The 13,496-nt window shown below is 72.5% G+C and carries 10 protein-coding genes; 4 read left to right on the top strand and 6 right to left on the bottom strand.

The window, feature by feature from the left end:
* Positions 1-3: 3 nt before the first annotated feature.
* The 4 genes from ACSNN9_RS04060 to ACSNN9_RS04045 form a co-directional block, all read right to left on the bottom strand.
* A complete protein-coding gene (locus ACSNN9_RS04060; protein ID WP_436671270.1) occupies positions 4-1,302 on the bottom strand; it encodes a lysine N(6)-hydroxylase/L-ornithine N(5)-oxygenase family protein in 1,299 nt (432 codons plus the stop codon).
* Between the two features lie 27 nt (positions 1,303-1,329).
* Positions 1,330-2,886 carry a pyridoxal phosphate-dependent decarboxylase family protein gene (locus ACSNN9_RS04055; RefSeq protein ID WP_436671269.1) on the bottom strand — a complete coding sequence of 519 codons (1,557 nt, stop codon included), beginning with the start codon at positions 2,884-2,886 and terminating at the stop codon, positions 1,330-1,332.
* Between the two features lie 142 nt (positions 2,887-3,028).
* Complete coding sequence (locus ACSNN9_RS04050; RefSeq protein ID WP_436671268.1) at positions 3,029-4,270, bottom strand: MFS transporter; 1,242 nt, start codon at positions 4,268-4,270, stop codon at positions 3,029-3,031.
* Positions 4,267-4,977 carry a siderophore-interacting protein gene (locus tag ACSNN9_RS04045; RefSeq protein WP_436671267.1) on the bottom strand — a complete coding sequence of 237 codons (711 nt, stop codon included), beginning with the start codon at positions 4,975-4,977 and terminating at the stop codon, positions 4,267-4,269. Before ACSNN9_RS04045 ends, ACSNN9_RS04050 begins: the two co-directional genes overlap by 4 nt.
* Before the next feature lie 98 nt (positions 4,978-5,075).
* Here ACSNN9_RS04045 and ACSNN9_RS04040 point away from each other — a divergent pair, with 98 nt between their 5' ends.
* Positions 5,076-7,148 (top strand): penicillin acylase family protein, encoded by a 2,073-nt coding sequence (locus ACSNN9_RS04040; RefSeq protein ID WP_436671266.1) that lies wholly within the window; start codon positions 5,076-5,078, stop codon positions 7,146-7,148.
* Complete coding sequence (locus ACSNN9_RS04035; RefSeq protein ID WP_436671265.1) at positions 7,145-7,705, top strand: GNAT family N-acetyltransferase; 561 nt, start codon at positions 7,145-7,147, stop codon at positions 7,703-7,705. The genes ACSNN9_RS04040 and ACSNN9_RS04035 overlap by 4 nt, the downstream gene beginning before the upstream one ends.
* Before the next feature lie 181 nt (positions 7,706-7,886).
* On the opposite strand, the gene ACSNN9_RS04030 is transcribed toward ACSNN9_RS04035, so the two are convergent.
* A complete protein-coding gene (locus tag ACSNN9_RS04030) occupies positions 7,887-9,281 on the bottom strand; it encodes a cellulase family glycosylhydrolase (protein ID WP_436671264.1) in 1,395 nt (464 codons plus the stop codon).
* A 280-nt stretch (positions 9,282-9,561) separates the two neighbouring features.
* Positions 9,562-10,797 (bottom strand): S8 family peptidase, encoded by a 1,236-nt coding sequence (locus ACSNN9_RS04025; RefSeq protein WP_436671263.1) that lies wholly within the window; start codon positions 10,795-10,797, stop codon positions 9,562-9,564.
* A gap of 269 nt (positions 10,798-11,066) precedes the next feature.
* On the opposite strand from ACSNN9_RS04025, the gene ACSNN9_RS04020 reads away from it, so the two are divergent.
* Positions 11,067-12,146, top strand: coding sequence for a cellulose binding domain-containing protein (locus tag ACSNN9_RS04020; RefSeq protein WP_436671262.1), 1,080 nt, complete (start codon positions 11,067-11,069; stop codon positions 12,144-12,146).
* 405 nt (positions 12,147-12,551) lie between these two features.
* Positions 12,552-13,418: a hypothetical protein gene (locus ACSNN9_RS04015; protein ID WP_436671261.1), complete on the top strand. Its 867-nt coding sequence runs from the start codon at positions 12,552-12,554 to the stop codon at positions 13,416-13,418.
* Positions 13,419-13,496 lie beyond the last annotated feature (78 nt).

The raw sequence follows: 13,496 nt of genomic DNA, 5'->3' as shown, positions 1-13,496 counted from the left end.
CGGTCACGACGCGGCCCCGGCCGGCACGCCGAACTCCTGGAAGGCGATGCCCTTCTCGATCGGGTAGTGCTCGCGACCCAGCAGTTCCCGGATGATCCACGAGTTGCGGTACGGCCCCATGCCCAGGTCGGGCGAGGTGATGCTGTGCGTGTGGGTGCCGGCGTTCTGGAGGAAGATGCCCCGGCCGGTGTGGTCGATGCTGTAGTTGCGGGCCACGTCGAAGCGACCGTGCGCGTCCCAGCGGATCCGGTCGCGCACCGGCTCCAGGAACTCCGGGACGCGGTAGTGGTAGCCGGTGGCCAGCACCAGCCCCTCGGTGTCCAGCGTGAAGTCGCGCTCCTGCTCCACGTTGCGCAGGCCCAGCGTGTACGTCCCGCTCTGCTCGTCGTAGGCGGCGGTGGTCAGCGCGGTGTTGGTCAGCAGCCGGGTGCGCACCGGGCCGGAGATGCTCCTGGCGTAGAGCAGGTCGTAGATCTCGTTGATGAGGTCGGCGTTGATGCCCTTGAACAGCCCCTTCTGCTCGGACTCCAGCCGGTAGCGGGTGGGCTCGGGCAGGGCGTGGAAGTAGTCCACGTAGTCCGGCGAGGTCATCTCGAGCGTGAGCTTGGTGTACTCGAGGGGGAAGAACCGGGGCGACCGGGTCACCCAGTTGAGCTGGTAGCCGTACGCGTCGATGTCGCCGAGCAGGTCGTGGTAGATCTCGGCCGCGCTCTGCCCGCTGCCGACCACCGTGATGCTCCGCTTCGCGCGCAGCGCCGCCCGGTGCTCCAGGTACCGCGAGTTGTGGATCATGTCGCCGCCGAGCCCCGCGCAGGCGTCCGGCACGTACGGCGGGGTGCCGGTGCCGAGCACCAGGTGCCGGGCCCGGTAGGTGGCCGACTCCCCGGTGGCCGTCACCGTGACCCGCACGGTGTAGTGCTCGTCGGCCGGGTCGAACTCGACCGCGGTGACCCGCTGTCCGAACCGGACGCTGCGCAGCTTGCCGGCGGCCCAGCGGCAGTAGTCGTCGTACTCGCTGCGCAGGGGGAAGAAGCTCTCCCGGATGTAGAACGGGTAGAGCCGCCCGGACTCCTTGAGGTAGCTCAGGAAGGAGTACGGCGAGGTCGGATCGGCGAGCGTGACCAGGTCGGCGATGAACGGCGTCTGGAGCCGGGTCGACTCCAGCAGCATCCCGGGATGCCAGCTGAAGGTGTCCCGCGCCTCCAGGAAGATGCCGTCGAGTTCGTCGATCGGCTCGGTCAGGCAGGCCAGGCCCAGGTTGTACGGGCCCAGCCCGACGGCGATGAAGTCGTGCGTCGACATGCGGTTCTCCAGGACGGGGGCGGATCGTCAGCCGACGGAACAGGACAGCTCGGCGGTGGCCCTGGTCTGCGCGTACCAGCCGGCGTGTTCGGCGATGAGGTCGAGGACGTGGGCGATGTCGTCCATCGTGGTCTCGGGGTTGAGCAGGGTGAACTTGAGGTAGTGCGCGCCGTCGACCTTGGTCCCGGCGACGAGGCCGGCGCCGGAGGCCGCCAGCGCCTCGCGGGCGTACAGGTTGGCGTCGTCGACGACCTCCCGGCCGGCGGCGGCCGGCACGTAGCGGAAGACCACCGTGCTCAGCTGCGACCGGGTCACCACCTCGAAGCGGGGGTCCTCGGTGAGCAGCTGCCACGCGGCGGCGGCACGGTCCACCACCTCGTCGAAGAGCGCGCCGATCGCGTCCGGCCCCATGATCCGCAGGGTCAGCCAGAGCTTGAGGGCGTCGAAGCGGCGGGTGGTCTGGATGCTCTTGTCGACCTGGTTGGGGATGCGCTGCTCGACCATCCGGGCGGGGTTGAGGTAGTCGGCGTGCCAGGTGGCGTGCCGCAGCACACGCCGGTCGCGCACCAGCAGCGCGCTGGAGCTGACCGGCTGGAAGAACGACTTGTGGTAGTCGACGGTGACCGAGTCGGCCCGCTCGATGCCGTCGAGCAGGTGCCGCCGGGTCGGCGACACCAGCAGCCCGCAGCCGTACGCGGCGTCGACGTGCAGCCAGACGCCGGCGGCCGCGCAGATGTCGGCGATCTGCGGCAGCGGGTCGATGGTGCCGAAGTCGGTGGTGCCGGCGGTGGCCACGACGGCCATCACCACCAGGCCCTCCTCCCGGCACCGGGCGATCTCCCGGGCCAGGTCGGCGGTGCGCATCCGCCGGTCGGCGTCGGTGGGCACGGTGACCACCGCGTCCGCGCCGAGGCCGAGCAGCTTGGCCGCCTTCTGCACGCTGAAGTGCCCGGCCGCCGAGGTGATGATGCGCAGCCGGGACAGCAGCTCCGGGCGGGACTGCCGCTCGGTCGCCCGGCCGACGAGGTTCGCGCAGGTCTCCTCGCGGGCCAGCAGCATCGCCTGGAGGTTGGACTGGGTCCCGCCGCTGGTGAAGATGCCGTCGGCCGCCGGCCCCAGGCCGATCCGGTCGGCGGTCCAGTCGACGAGCCGGCGTTCGATCAGGGTGCCGCCGGCGCTCTGGTCCCAGGTGTCCAGCGAGGAGTTCACGGCGCTGAGCACCGCCTCCCCGAGCAGCGCGGGGATCACCACCGGGCAGTTGAGGTGCGCCAGGTAGCGGGGGTGGTGGAAGTAGACGGCGTCGCGCAGGTAGACGTCGTGCAGCTCGTCGAGCGCCGCGCCGCTGTCGCCCAGCGGCCGATCCAGGTCGATGCCGGCGATCCGCGGCGCCAGCTCGTCCGGTGTCACGCCCGTGAACGGCCGGTCCGCGTCGGCCACCCGGGCCGCCACCCGGCCGATCCCCTCGGCCAGCACGCGCCGGTACTCCTCGACCGTGCCGGCGGTGAACAGGTGGGCGCGGGCGCCGTCAGACCCGGGGGTCACCCCGGTCGTAGGCACCTGGACGGTGGATCCGGGCAGGCTCATGCGGGTCCTCAGCGGTCGGGAATGGACGGTGGGGCGGAGATGGCGGGACGTCACCATCCGCCCGCAGTCGGTGATCGAGCGAGCTTAGGTTACCCTAACCTAAGGATGTGTCAACAACGTTGCCGACATTGAGCGATATCACTCAGCCCGGCAGCTTCGTCAGCTCCCGCTCGCCTGGCGCCACAACGGATTGGCGCCGGAACCGCCGCTGATGGGCGAGGCCCAGCGCGACGCCGAGCGCCACCAGGACGATGGAGCCCACCGCGACGGCGGGATAGCCGAACACCTCGGCCGCGGCCAGCGCGACGGAGGCCGCCACGAACGAGCAGACCAACCCGAACGACGACAGCACCGTGAAGTCCGTGCCGCCCGTGCCGGGCCGGGAGTAGTCCATGTTGACCGTGTAGAGCACGACGTTGGCGATCGTGTAGGCGGCCATGAAGCAGCAGAGCGCGACGACCGTCCCGGCGAGCGGGGCCCGGCCGTTCATCAACGGCAGCAGCAGCGCCGTGGACAGCGCGAGCGCCACTCCCCCGGCGACGAGCACCCGGCCGCGCCCGAACCGGCCGATCGCGGCCCCGGCGACCAGACCGGCCACGATGGCCGGCAGGCTGGTCACCACGCCGGTCACCACGCCGATGCGGCCCAGCGACCAGTCCGCGTCGACCAGGGCCGGCGTCACCAGGGCGTACGTCGCGCCCGCGCCGATGTAGACCAGGGGCACCACGCCGAAGGTCCACCAGCGGCAGCCGGGCTGGCCGAGCACGGACAGCAGCGCCCGGTAGGCCTGGCCGGCGCTGGCGACGCGGTCGGTGCGCTCCGGCTCCCGGAAGCGCCACACCACCAGCAGGCCGACGGCGGTCAGCGCGGCGAGCAGCAGGATCGCGGGTGCCCAGCCGAACCGGTCGTAGACGACCACGCAGGCGCCGCCGCCGAGCAGGTTGCCGACGTAGCTCGCGGCGACCTGGATGCCGTTACCGGTGCCCCGCGACCGCTCGGAGAGCAGCCGGACGGCGACGGCGTCGACGGCGATGTCCTGCGTCGCGGAGAGGAACACGTACGCGACGCAGATCGCGACGACCGGGCCGAGCTGCCCGGCCGGGCGGTCGAACGGCAACAGGGCCAGCAGGGCGAGCACCAGGCCGCCCTGGAGCACCAGCAGCCACGAGCGGTAGTGGCCGCGGCGGCGGGAGCCGTACCGGTCGAGCAGCGGCGCCCAGAGGAACTTGATCGGCCAGACCAGACCGACGAACTGGAGCAGCGCCAGCGTGTCGAGGGAGGTGCCGCCGTCGCGCAGGATGGCGGTCAGCCCGACGGTGATGAAGCCGATGCCGAGGTACTGCGTGACGTAGAGCGCGGTGAGCGTGCCGAGCCGGCCCCTCACCTGGCGCTCCAGTAGGCCAGCGAGGTGAGCTGGTGTTTGCCGACCCCCAGGGTCCGCCGGACGTGCTTGGTGATGCCGCGCGTGCTGGCCGCCTCGCAGGCCACCCAGTAGTGGGCGTCCTCGGCGGCGGGCAGGGCCGCGCAGACGGTCTCGACCAGGTGCTGCCCGTCGTCGCGGCGCGGCACCCACTTGACGTCGTGCGTGGCCGTGGCGCGCGGCGCCAGCTCCTTCTCGCCCTCGTGGGCGTACTCCAGCCAGACCGTCGCCGGGGTGTCGGGGGCCGCGGCGAGCAGGCTGTTCACCGCCGGCAGCGAGGCGGCGTCGCCGACCAGGTACAGGTGCCGCGGCGCGGGGTCCGGCAGGCTGAACGCGGTGCCCTGCACGGTGGCGTCGATGGTGTCGCCCACCTGGGCGGCGGCGGCCCAGCGGGCGGCGCACCCGTCGTGGATGGCGAACTCCAGGTCGAACCGGCCGGTCGCCGGATCCGGGTCGACGAGGGTGTACGCGCGCTGGTGCGGCTTGCCGTCGTTGTCGAACCACAGCCGGACCCACATGGTGGGGTGCACGCCGCACGCCTCCAGCAGCCCGCCGCCGTCCATGCGCAGCCGGCGGTAGTGCTCGCCGACGGACTCGGTGCCGAGCACGGTCAGCCGGAAGTCACGGCCGCCCATCGCCTTGAGCACCAGGGCTTCCCAGTTTCGCTTCACGCACCCCTCCAGGTAAGGTCTGCCTCAGTTAGGGGAGGGTAGCCTAAGTTGACGTTCCTGTGGCAGGCGGGACGACCGCCCATCCGCGCGGCGCACCGATGACCGGAATCCATCGTGACCGGTGGGGAGTCCCGCACCTGCGCGCCGACTCCGTCGACGGCCTGGCCCGGTTGCAGGGGCGGGTCGCCGCCCTCGACCGGGCCTGGCAGATCGAGGTCGAGCGGTGGCGCTCGGAGGGCCGGCTCGCCGAACACGTCGGTCCCGCCGAGCTGGGCTGGGACTGCTTCGCCCGTCGGGCCCGCCTCGACGACACCGCCCGGCGCTGCTTCGAGCGGCTCGCCCCCGACACCCGGCGGTGGATCACCGCCTACGTCGACGGGGTCAACGAGGCGCTCGCCGAGGGCGCCGCCGCCGCGGCACCCGAGTTCGCCGCGGTCGGCTGCGCCCCGGGGCGGTGGCGGCCGTGGTCGCCGCTGGGTGTCTTCCTCGTCCAGCACGTGCTCTTCTCCACCTTCCCCAACAAGCTGTGGCACGCCCACGTCGCCGCCACCCTCGGTCCGTCCGCGACCGACCTGTTCGCCGTCGAGGGCCCCGGCGGCTCGGGCAGCAACGCCTGGGCCGTGCCCGGCGACCCCGGCGCCGGGCGGGCGCCGGTCATCGCCGGCGACCCGCACCGCATCCTCGAACTGCCCGGCATCTACCAGCAGGTGCGCCTCGCCTGCCCCGAGTTCGACGTGTTCGGCTTCGCGTTCCCCGGGGTCCCCGGCCTTCCCCACTTCGGACACGCCGGCGAGGTCGCCTGGGCCGTCACCAACGCCATGGCCGACTACCAGGACCTCTACCGCGAACAGCTGCGCCGCGACGGCGACCGGGTCCTGGTCCGCGAGGCGGACGGCTGGGTGCCGGCGCACCGGCACGTCGAGCGGATCGAGGTCCGCGGCGGCGAACCGGAGTCCGTCGAGGTGATCGAGACGCCGCGCGGGCCGGTCGTCGACCACGACCGCGGCACCGGCGAGGCGATCAGCCTGCGCACCCCCAGCCGGGTCGAGCAGCGCCTCGGCTTCGACGCGCTGCTGCCGCTGCTGCGGGCCCGCAGCGCCGACGACGTCGCCGACGCGCTGCGGGACTGGGTGGAGCCGGTGAACAGCGTCCTGGTCGCCGACCGGCGCGGAACCATCCGCCAGCTGGTCGCCGGCCTCGTTCCGCTGCGTGACGACCGGTGCCGCCGCGAGCCCGTGCCCGGCGCGGATCCGCGATACCGGTGGCACGGCGGTTACGCCGAGCCGCGCCGCACCGCCGTCGACGGGTCCGCGGTCTGCGCCAACGACCGCCGCCCCGACGTGGCGGACCTCGGCACCGGCTTCGCCCCACCGCACCGCGCCCGCCGCATCCGCGCCCTGCTGGCCGAGGGCGCCCGGCCGGAGGCCGTACACATGGACACCCGGCTGGAGGCCGGGGCGCTGCGGGGCGTGCTCGACCGGGTCGACCCCGGCGGGCTCAGCGAGCCGGCGCGGCGCCTGCGGGACCGGCTGACCAGTTGGGACGGGCACATGCGGGCCGACAGCGCCGACGCCGGCGCCTGGGCCGCCTGGCGCGCGGCCCTGGCCCGCCGGCTGTACGACCATCCGTGCCTGCGCCCGCTGCGCGACGCCCCGAGCGCGTTCGACGGCCTGTTCGCGCCCTGGACCGACCCGCTGTCCCGCATCGGCCACGCCCTGGACGGGGTGGCCACCGGGCTGCACCGCCTCGGCGGCGACATCGGCCCGGTGGCGGCCGGGGCGCTCGAGGACGTCGCGGCGGGCGACCCGCCGGGGCCGTGGGGCCGGCGGCACGTGCTGCACCCCGTCCACCTCGGCGTTGCGGCGGCGACCGACGAGGCGGTGCGGGCCATGCGCGAGCGCGTCGCGCTGGCCGGCGACGCCGACTGCGTGCTGGCCACGTCGAGCGTGCCCGGGGTGTCCGACGCGTGCTGGCGGGGTCCGGTGGCCCGCTACGTGTGGGACCTGACCGACCGCGCGGAGAGCCGCTGGATCGTCCCCTTCGGCGCGTCCGGGCGCCCGGGCGACCGACACTTCGACGACCAACTGCCACTGTGGGCCGGCGGCGAGCTGGTCCCGGTGGTCACCGACTGGCGAGAACTCACCCGAGAACCAGGAGACGCGACACCGTGACATACCAGGAGAAGATCCCCGGCTTCGGCGAGCTGTCGCTCGTCGTGCTGGACCCGAAGGCCCACGCGGAGCTGGTGCACGGTTGGGTGACCGAGCCCAGGGCGGCATTCTGGGGCATGGGCTCGCACTCGGTCGACGAGGTGCGGGAGATCTACGAGTTCGTCGACAGCCTCGCCACCCACCACGCGTACCTGATCATGCTCGACGACGCGCCGGTCGGCCTGTTCCAGACCTACCAGCCGGAGGCGGACCCGGTCGGCGAGCGCTACACCGTGCGGCCCGGCGACGTCGGGATGCACCTGCTGCTCGCTCCCGGCAGGCGCCCGCCGAAGGGCCTCACCACCGCCATCGGCCCCGCCCTCGCCCGGTTCCTGTTCCAAGACCCCACCCGGCAGCGGATCGTCGTCGAACCGGACGTCCGCAACGAGCGCGCGCTGGACCGGCTGCGGCGGGAGGGCTTCACCTTCGCCGACGAGATCGACATGCCCGACAAGCGGGCCCAGTTGGCGTTCCTGACCCGGGAACGGTTCGAGTCGGACCACGCCGTACCCGCCTGAGCGAGTGTGTGCGACCGCGCGGCTGCTGGTCGGATGACGGATGGTCCGCGCGCTGCGATGCGGCGGCGGTCGCCGAGCCGGTCCGCGGGCGAAGGGGGTCGGCGAGGCCCGCCGCACGGCCAGGCCCCGCCGCACGGCGAGGCCCCGCCGGATGCGACGGGGCCTCGCGGGGACGGGTCGGTCAGGCGGTGGGGAAGTTGTCCGGCGTACGGATGCGGTCCCGCATCAGGGCGCCCGACTCGGTGAGCACCCCCGGGCCGGTGTAGGTGCTGCCGGCGCAGGTGCCCGGCCGCAGCGCCGCGCTGCCCTCGGCCTTGTCCGAGTAGGTCCAGTTCGCGTAGCTGATCTTCAGGCGGTCCAGCAGGTCGAGCCAGGCGTTGCTGCTGGCGACGTCCACTCCACCGTCACCGGTGTAGTCGACCGTGCCGAACTCGGTGACGAACAGCGGCAGCCGCGCGGCGGCCCGCTCCACCTCGGCCCGGTAGTTGTCCCGGTGGGACGCGGCGTAGAAGTGGAACGTGTACATGACGTTGGTCGCGTTCACCGGGCTGTCGATGATCTCGTTGGCGTTGGCGCCGTCGGAGACCCCCAGCGAGGACCAGCCGCGCGTGCCGACCACGACCACCGCGTCCGGGTCGTTGGCGCGGATCACCGGGATGACCTGCTCGGCGTAGCTCTTGATGGTCGCCCAACTGACGCCGTTGGGCTCGTTGGCGATCTCGTAGATGACGTTCTTCTTGGCGGCGTTGCGGGCGGAGACGGCGGCGAAGAAGGTCTTGGCCCGGTCGAGGTTGTGCATCGGGTCGCCCGGCGTCAGGGTGTGGAAGTCGATCAGCGCGTACATGCCGCGCTGCTCGGCCTCGTCCACCAGGGTGTTGACCCGGTTGGTGAACCCGGCCGGGTCGGTCTCGTAGCCGTCCTCCTGGACGTACATGGCGATCCGCAGCAGGTCGGCCCGCCAGTCGTCGGCCAGCGCGTCCAGGGAGGCGTCGTTGTAGCAGCGGGCGAACCACTGGATGCCGTGGGTGCTCATGCCGCGCAGCTGGATCGGCCGGCCGTACTGGTTGCACAGGTTGACCCCGCACACGCGCAGCTGGCCGTTGACCGCGACCGGGGTCTGCCCGCCCGGCGGCGGGGTGGTCGGCGTGGCGGCGCCGGTGCAGGCCGTGCCGTTGAGGGTGAACGTCGTCGGCGCGGGGTTGGCGGCGCTCCAGGTGCCGTTGAACCCGACGCTGGTCGACGCGCCGGTCGCCAGCGCGCCGTTCCAGCTCACGCTGCGCGCGGTGACGGCGGTGCCGGTCTGGCTCCAGGTGGCCGACCAGCCCTGGCCGACCCGCTGCCCGGCGTCGGGGAAGGTGAAGCCGAGCGTCCATCCGTCGACCGCGTCGCCCAGGTTCTTGATCGTGATGTTGGCGGTGAAGCCACCGGACCAGCTGCTGGTGGTGTAGGTGACGGCGCAGCCGGTGGCGGCCTGGGCGTCGGCGGCCGGGACGGCGGCCGAGGCCGCGACGGTCAGCGCGCCGACCGCGCCGGCCATGAGCAGGGTGCGCCGGGACGGGCGCGGTAGGAGCTTCATGCGGGTGCCTTCGCTTCCGATCGGTGGTGGGGGTGCCGGCAGCCCCGGGGCGGCGGGACGCCACGTCCGCCCGGACGGGTACGCCGGCGCGGCCCGGCGACGGGCCGTCACGGCGGGAGACTCGCAGAGACCCCCTGCCCACGGGGACCGGGAGCGCTCCCAATGACGGCAGCCTAGGCGCGCCTCCGCCTCCCTGCAACATGGACACGCATCGACCCCTGCGCACGACGCGCGCCGGCCCCGGGACGGCGTCCCGGGGCCGGCGTGCCGACGGAGTCGGTCAGAAGGTGGGGGCCAGGTAGAGCAGGCGGTTCGGCGAACCGGTGCCCGGGTTGGTGATCACGTTCGGCGTGGCCTGGGTGACCAGGTACGAGTGCACCTGGGCGGGCGTCCAGCTCGGGTTGACGCTGAGCACCCGGGCGGCCGCGCCCGCGACGTGCGGCGAGGCCATCGAGGTGCCGCTGATGGAGGAGGTGGCGGTGTCGCTGGTGGACCAGGCCGACAGGACGCCCACACCCGGCGCGAAGATGTCGGTGCAGGTGCCCCAGTTGGAGAACGAGGCGCGCGCGTCGTTGCTCTGCGAGGCGTTGACGGTCAGCGCCGTCGGCACGGAGGCCGGCGAGAAGTTGCAGGCGTTGGCGTTCGAGTTGCCGGAGGCCACCGCGTAGGTGATGCCGTCGGCGATCGAGTTCGCCACCGCGGTGTTCAGCGACGCGTTGGTGGAGCCGCCGAGGCTCATGTTCGCCACAGCCGGCTGACCCGCCTGGTGGTTGGAGGTCACCCAGTTGATGCCGGCGATGACCTGCGCCCAGGTGCCGCTGCCCTGGCAGTTCAGCACCCGCACGGCCACCAGCCGGACGTTCTTCGCCACGCCGTAGGTGTTGCCGCCGACGGTGCCCGCGACGTGCGTGCCGTGGCCGTTGCAGTCGGCGGCCGGCAGCGCGTTGTCGATCGCGTCGTAGCCGTCGACGGCCTGGCCGGCGAAGTCGACGTGGGTGGTCCGGATGCCGGTGTCGATGATGTACGCCGTCACGCCGGTGCCGCTGCTGTTGTAGGTGTAGGTGCCGCTGAGCGGGAGGGTCCGCTGGTCGATGCGGTCCAGGCCCCACGGCGGGTTGTTCTGGGTGGCCGTCGTCGACACGGTGTGGTTCTGCTCGACGTAGTCCACGGCGGGGTGCGCGGCGAGGCGCTTGGCGGCCCGCTCCGACAGCTTCACCTCGAAGCCGTTGAGCGCGTCACCGTAGACGTGGCCCACGCTGCCGCCGAAGCGGGCGGCGAGCGAGCCCGCGGTGCTCTTCACCTCGCCCTGCCGGGTGCCGGCGCGGCCGCCGACGCTGCTGTCCTTGAGTACCACGATGTAGCTGTCGGCTACGGCCGTCGCGCCACCGGCGCTGAGGATCTCGCCGGTGGCCGAGGCCGCCGCCGGAGCGCCGATCATGGTCGTGACCATGGCGGCGCTGGCGAACACGCTGGCCGCCGCGGCGAGGGTACGCCGATGAGTGCGAGGGAGTGTCATCTCCCGGTCCTCCTACTGTGGTGGCCCCCGGGTGGCTCGTGGCGCACCCGACAGGCGGTCTGGACGATGAGCAAACCTTAGCCGCCACATTCATGATCGTAAATTTTGTTGATGTTCACGATATGAGGACGATGTTGAGAAGAAGGGGCCGTGAATACCTTGCGTGAGACCGGGTTCCATTGAGATACGTCTACTTTTCTGGTTCACTGCCGGGGGAGCACCGGGCCGTCACACATCGCACCCCGACCCGTGACAGGAGTTCCTCCACCATGCTCCGAAGGCCCCTGATCCATGCCCTGTCCGCCGCGCTGGCGGCGATCCCCCTCGCTCTCGCCATCGGGCTCACCGCCCCCTCCCCCGCCCTGCCGGCGGCCGCCACCGCACCGGTGCGGGTCATGCCGCTGGGCGACTCGATCACCGGCTCGCCCGGCTGCTGGCGCTCGGTGCTCTGGAACCACCTCCAGTCCACCGGCCACACCGACGTGGACTTCGTCGGCACGCTCGGCCCCCAGGGCTGCGGCCAGCCGCACGACGGCGACAACGAGGGACACGGCGGCTACCTGGTGACCGCCGTGGCGAACCAGAACCTGCTGCCGGGCTGGCTCGCCGCCACCCGGCCCGACATCGTCCTGATGCACTTCGGCACCAACGACGTGTGGAACGGCATCCCGCCCGCCACCATCCTCGCCGCGTACGGCAGGCTGGTGGAACAGATGCGGGCCAGCAACCCGGCGATGCAGATCCTCGTCGCGAAGATCATCCCCATGGCCCCACCCTCCTGCCCGGAGTGCGGCCAGCGGGTGGTGGCCCTCAACGGCGCGATCGACGGCTGGGCGGCGGCGGCCAGCACCCCGGCCTCGCCGGTGGTGGTGGTCGACCAGTGGACCGGGTTCAGCACGGCCACCGACACCTACGACGGCGTGCACCAGAACGCGTCCGGCGACCGGAAGATCGCCGACCGGTGGTATCCGGCGCTCACCGCGGCGCTGGGCGGCGTCGCGCCGACGCCCACCGGCAGCCCCACGCCGACGCCCACCGGTCCCTCCGTCGGCTGCACCGCTAGCTACCGGGTGGTGGGCCAGTGGCAGGGCGGCTTCCAGAGCGAGGTGACGGTACGCAACTCCGGCGCCGCGCCGGTCTCCGGATGGACCGTCCGCTTTTCGCTCGCCGGGGGCCAGCGGATCAGCCAGTCCTGGAACGCCCAGCTCTCGCAGAGCGGGGTCGAGGTCACCGCCCGAAACGTGGACTGGAACGGCGCCCTCGCCCCCGGCGCGGAGGCCACCTTCGGCCTTCTCGGCAGCACCTCCGGGGGCGCCGCCGCCGGCACGGTGAGCTGCACGGCCACCTGACCCGCGCCACCCGTCGGCCGGGCCGACGCGGCCCGTCGGCCGGGCCGACGGGTGCCCGGCCCGGCCCGCGGCGGCACCGCAGCCCCCGATGTAGCCCACATCTCGACCCGAGGTTGAGTGACCTTCATCACATGCCCACCTCGACGCTCCCTTCGGCCCGCACCCGGGACCGCACAACGGAATTCCCTTCCGGCGGCCCAGATCCGCGCCGTCCACACCTCCCACACCACCGGCGGCGTCGACACGTACCGAGCCGTAACTCGTACGGAGAGTCACCCGGCGCGCCATCGGTGCGGGGCAGCGGCTCCCTCGGGTTCCGCCGCCCACCGTCGCGGTTTGCGGCCCTCACTACCCTGATCGTTGATCCCGTGCCTGGGCACACGTCGACAGCGATAAGGGCTTCACATGAGCGACAGTTACCCTCCGTACGGAGGGCAGCAGCCGGACCCGAACGTCACCCCCTGGAGTGGGCCGCCGGCCCCGCAGCAGGGCGGGTACCCGGGATACGGGCAGCCAGCGCAGGCGCCGCAGTTCGGCGCCCCTTTCCCGCCGCCGAAGAAGTCGAACAAGGGCCTGATCATCGGGCTGGTCGCCGGCGCGGTGGTCCTCGTGCTCGCCATCTGCGGCGCCGGCATCGGACTCGTGCTCGTCAACGGTGACGACGAGGAGCCCGCCACGATCGCGACCGGCGGCCCCAGCCCCGACCCCGCTACCACCGGCACGCCGGGCACGGACGCCTCCCCCACCCCCGGGCAGCAGGAGACGCAGGAGCCGAGCAACAACGCGGTGACCGCCCGCTACTCCAGCGACCTGTCCAACGTCTGCGAGGGTGGCCAGATCCTGAACGCCGCCCCCTACAGCGGCCCGTCCGGCGCCAAGGCGTACACGTTCTCGAACAACCCCGACCGGCCGACCTTCTGGTCGTCGAAGTCGGTCTCCTCGGACAAGCCGTACTACGCCAAGAGCGCCGACTTCGAGACGGTGTCGGTGGTCGGCTGCCTCAAGTTCGTGGAGGGCAGCGAGGGCGCGCCGAAGAAGTGCCAGTACAAGGACAGCGCGGGCAAGCAGGTCACCATCGACTACATCTCGTCGCGCTACACGCTGACCTTCTACGCCGCGAAGACCGGCGAGAAGATCGGCGACGGCGGCACCGTCACCGCCCCGGCGGCGCGCTGCCCGAGCTTCATCTCGTACAACAAGAGCACCATGAAGTCGTACGCGGCGCCGGACTCCGGCAGCATCGAGGCCGCCCTGGACAAGTTCCTGTCCTGAACGGCCCCGTCGACGGGTGGGGAGGGACGGGACACCGTCCCTCCCCACCGTCGTCTTCGCTCGTCGACGCGAGAGGCC

Origin of the sequence: Micromonospora sp. URMC 107 (assembly GCF_051386315.1) — a bacterium.
Lineage (GTDB): Bacteria > Actinomycetota > Actinomycetes > Mycobacteriales > Micromonosporaceae > Micromonospora.
Note: the sequence above shows the minus strand (reverse complement) of the source record. Positions and strands in the feature narration are given on the sequence as shown.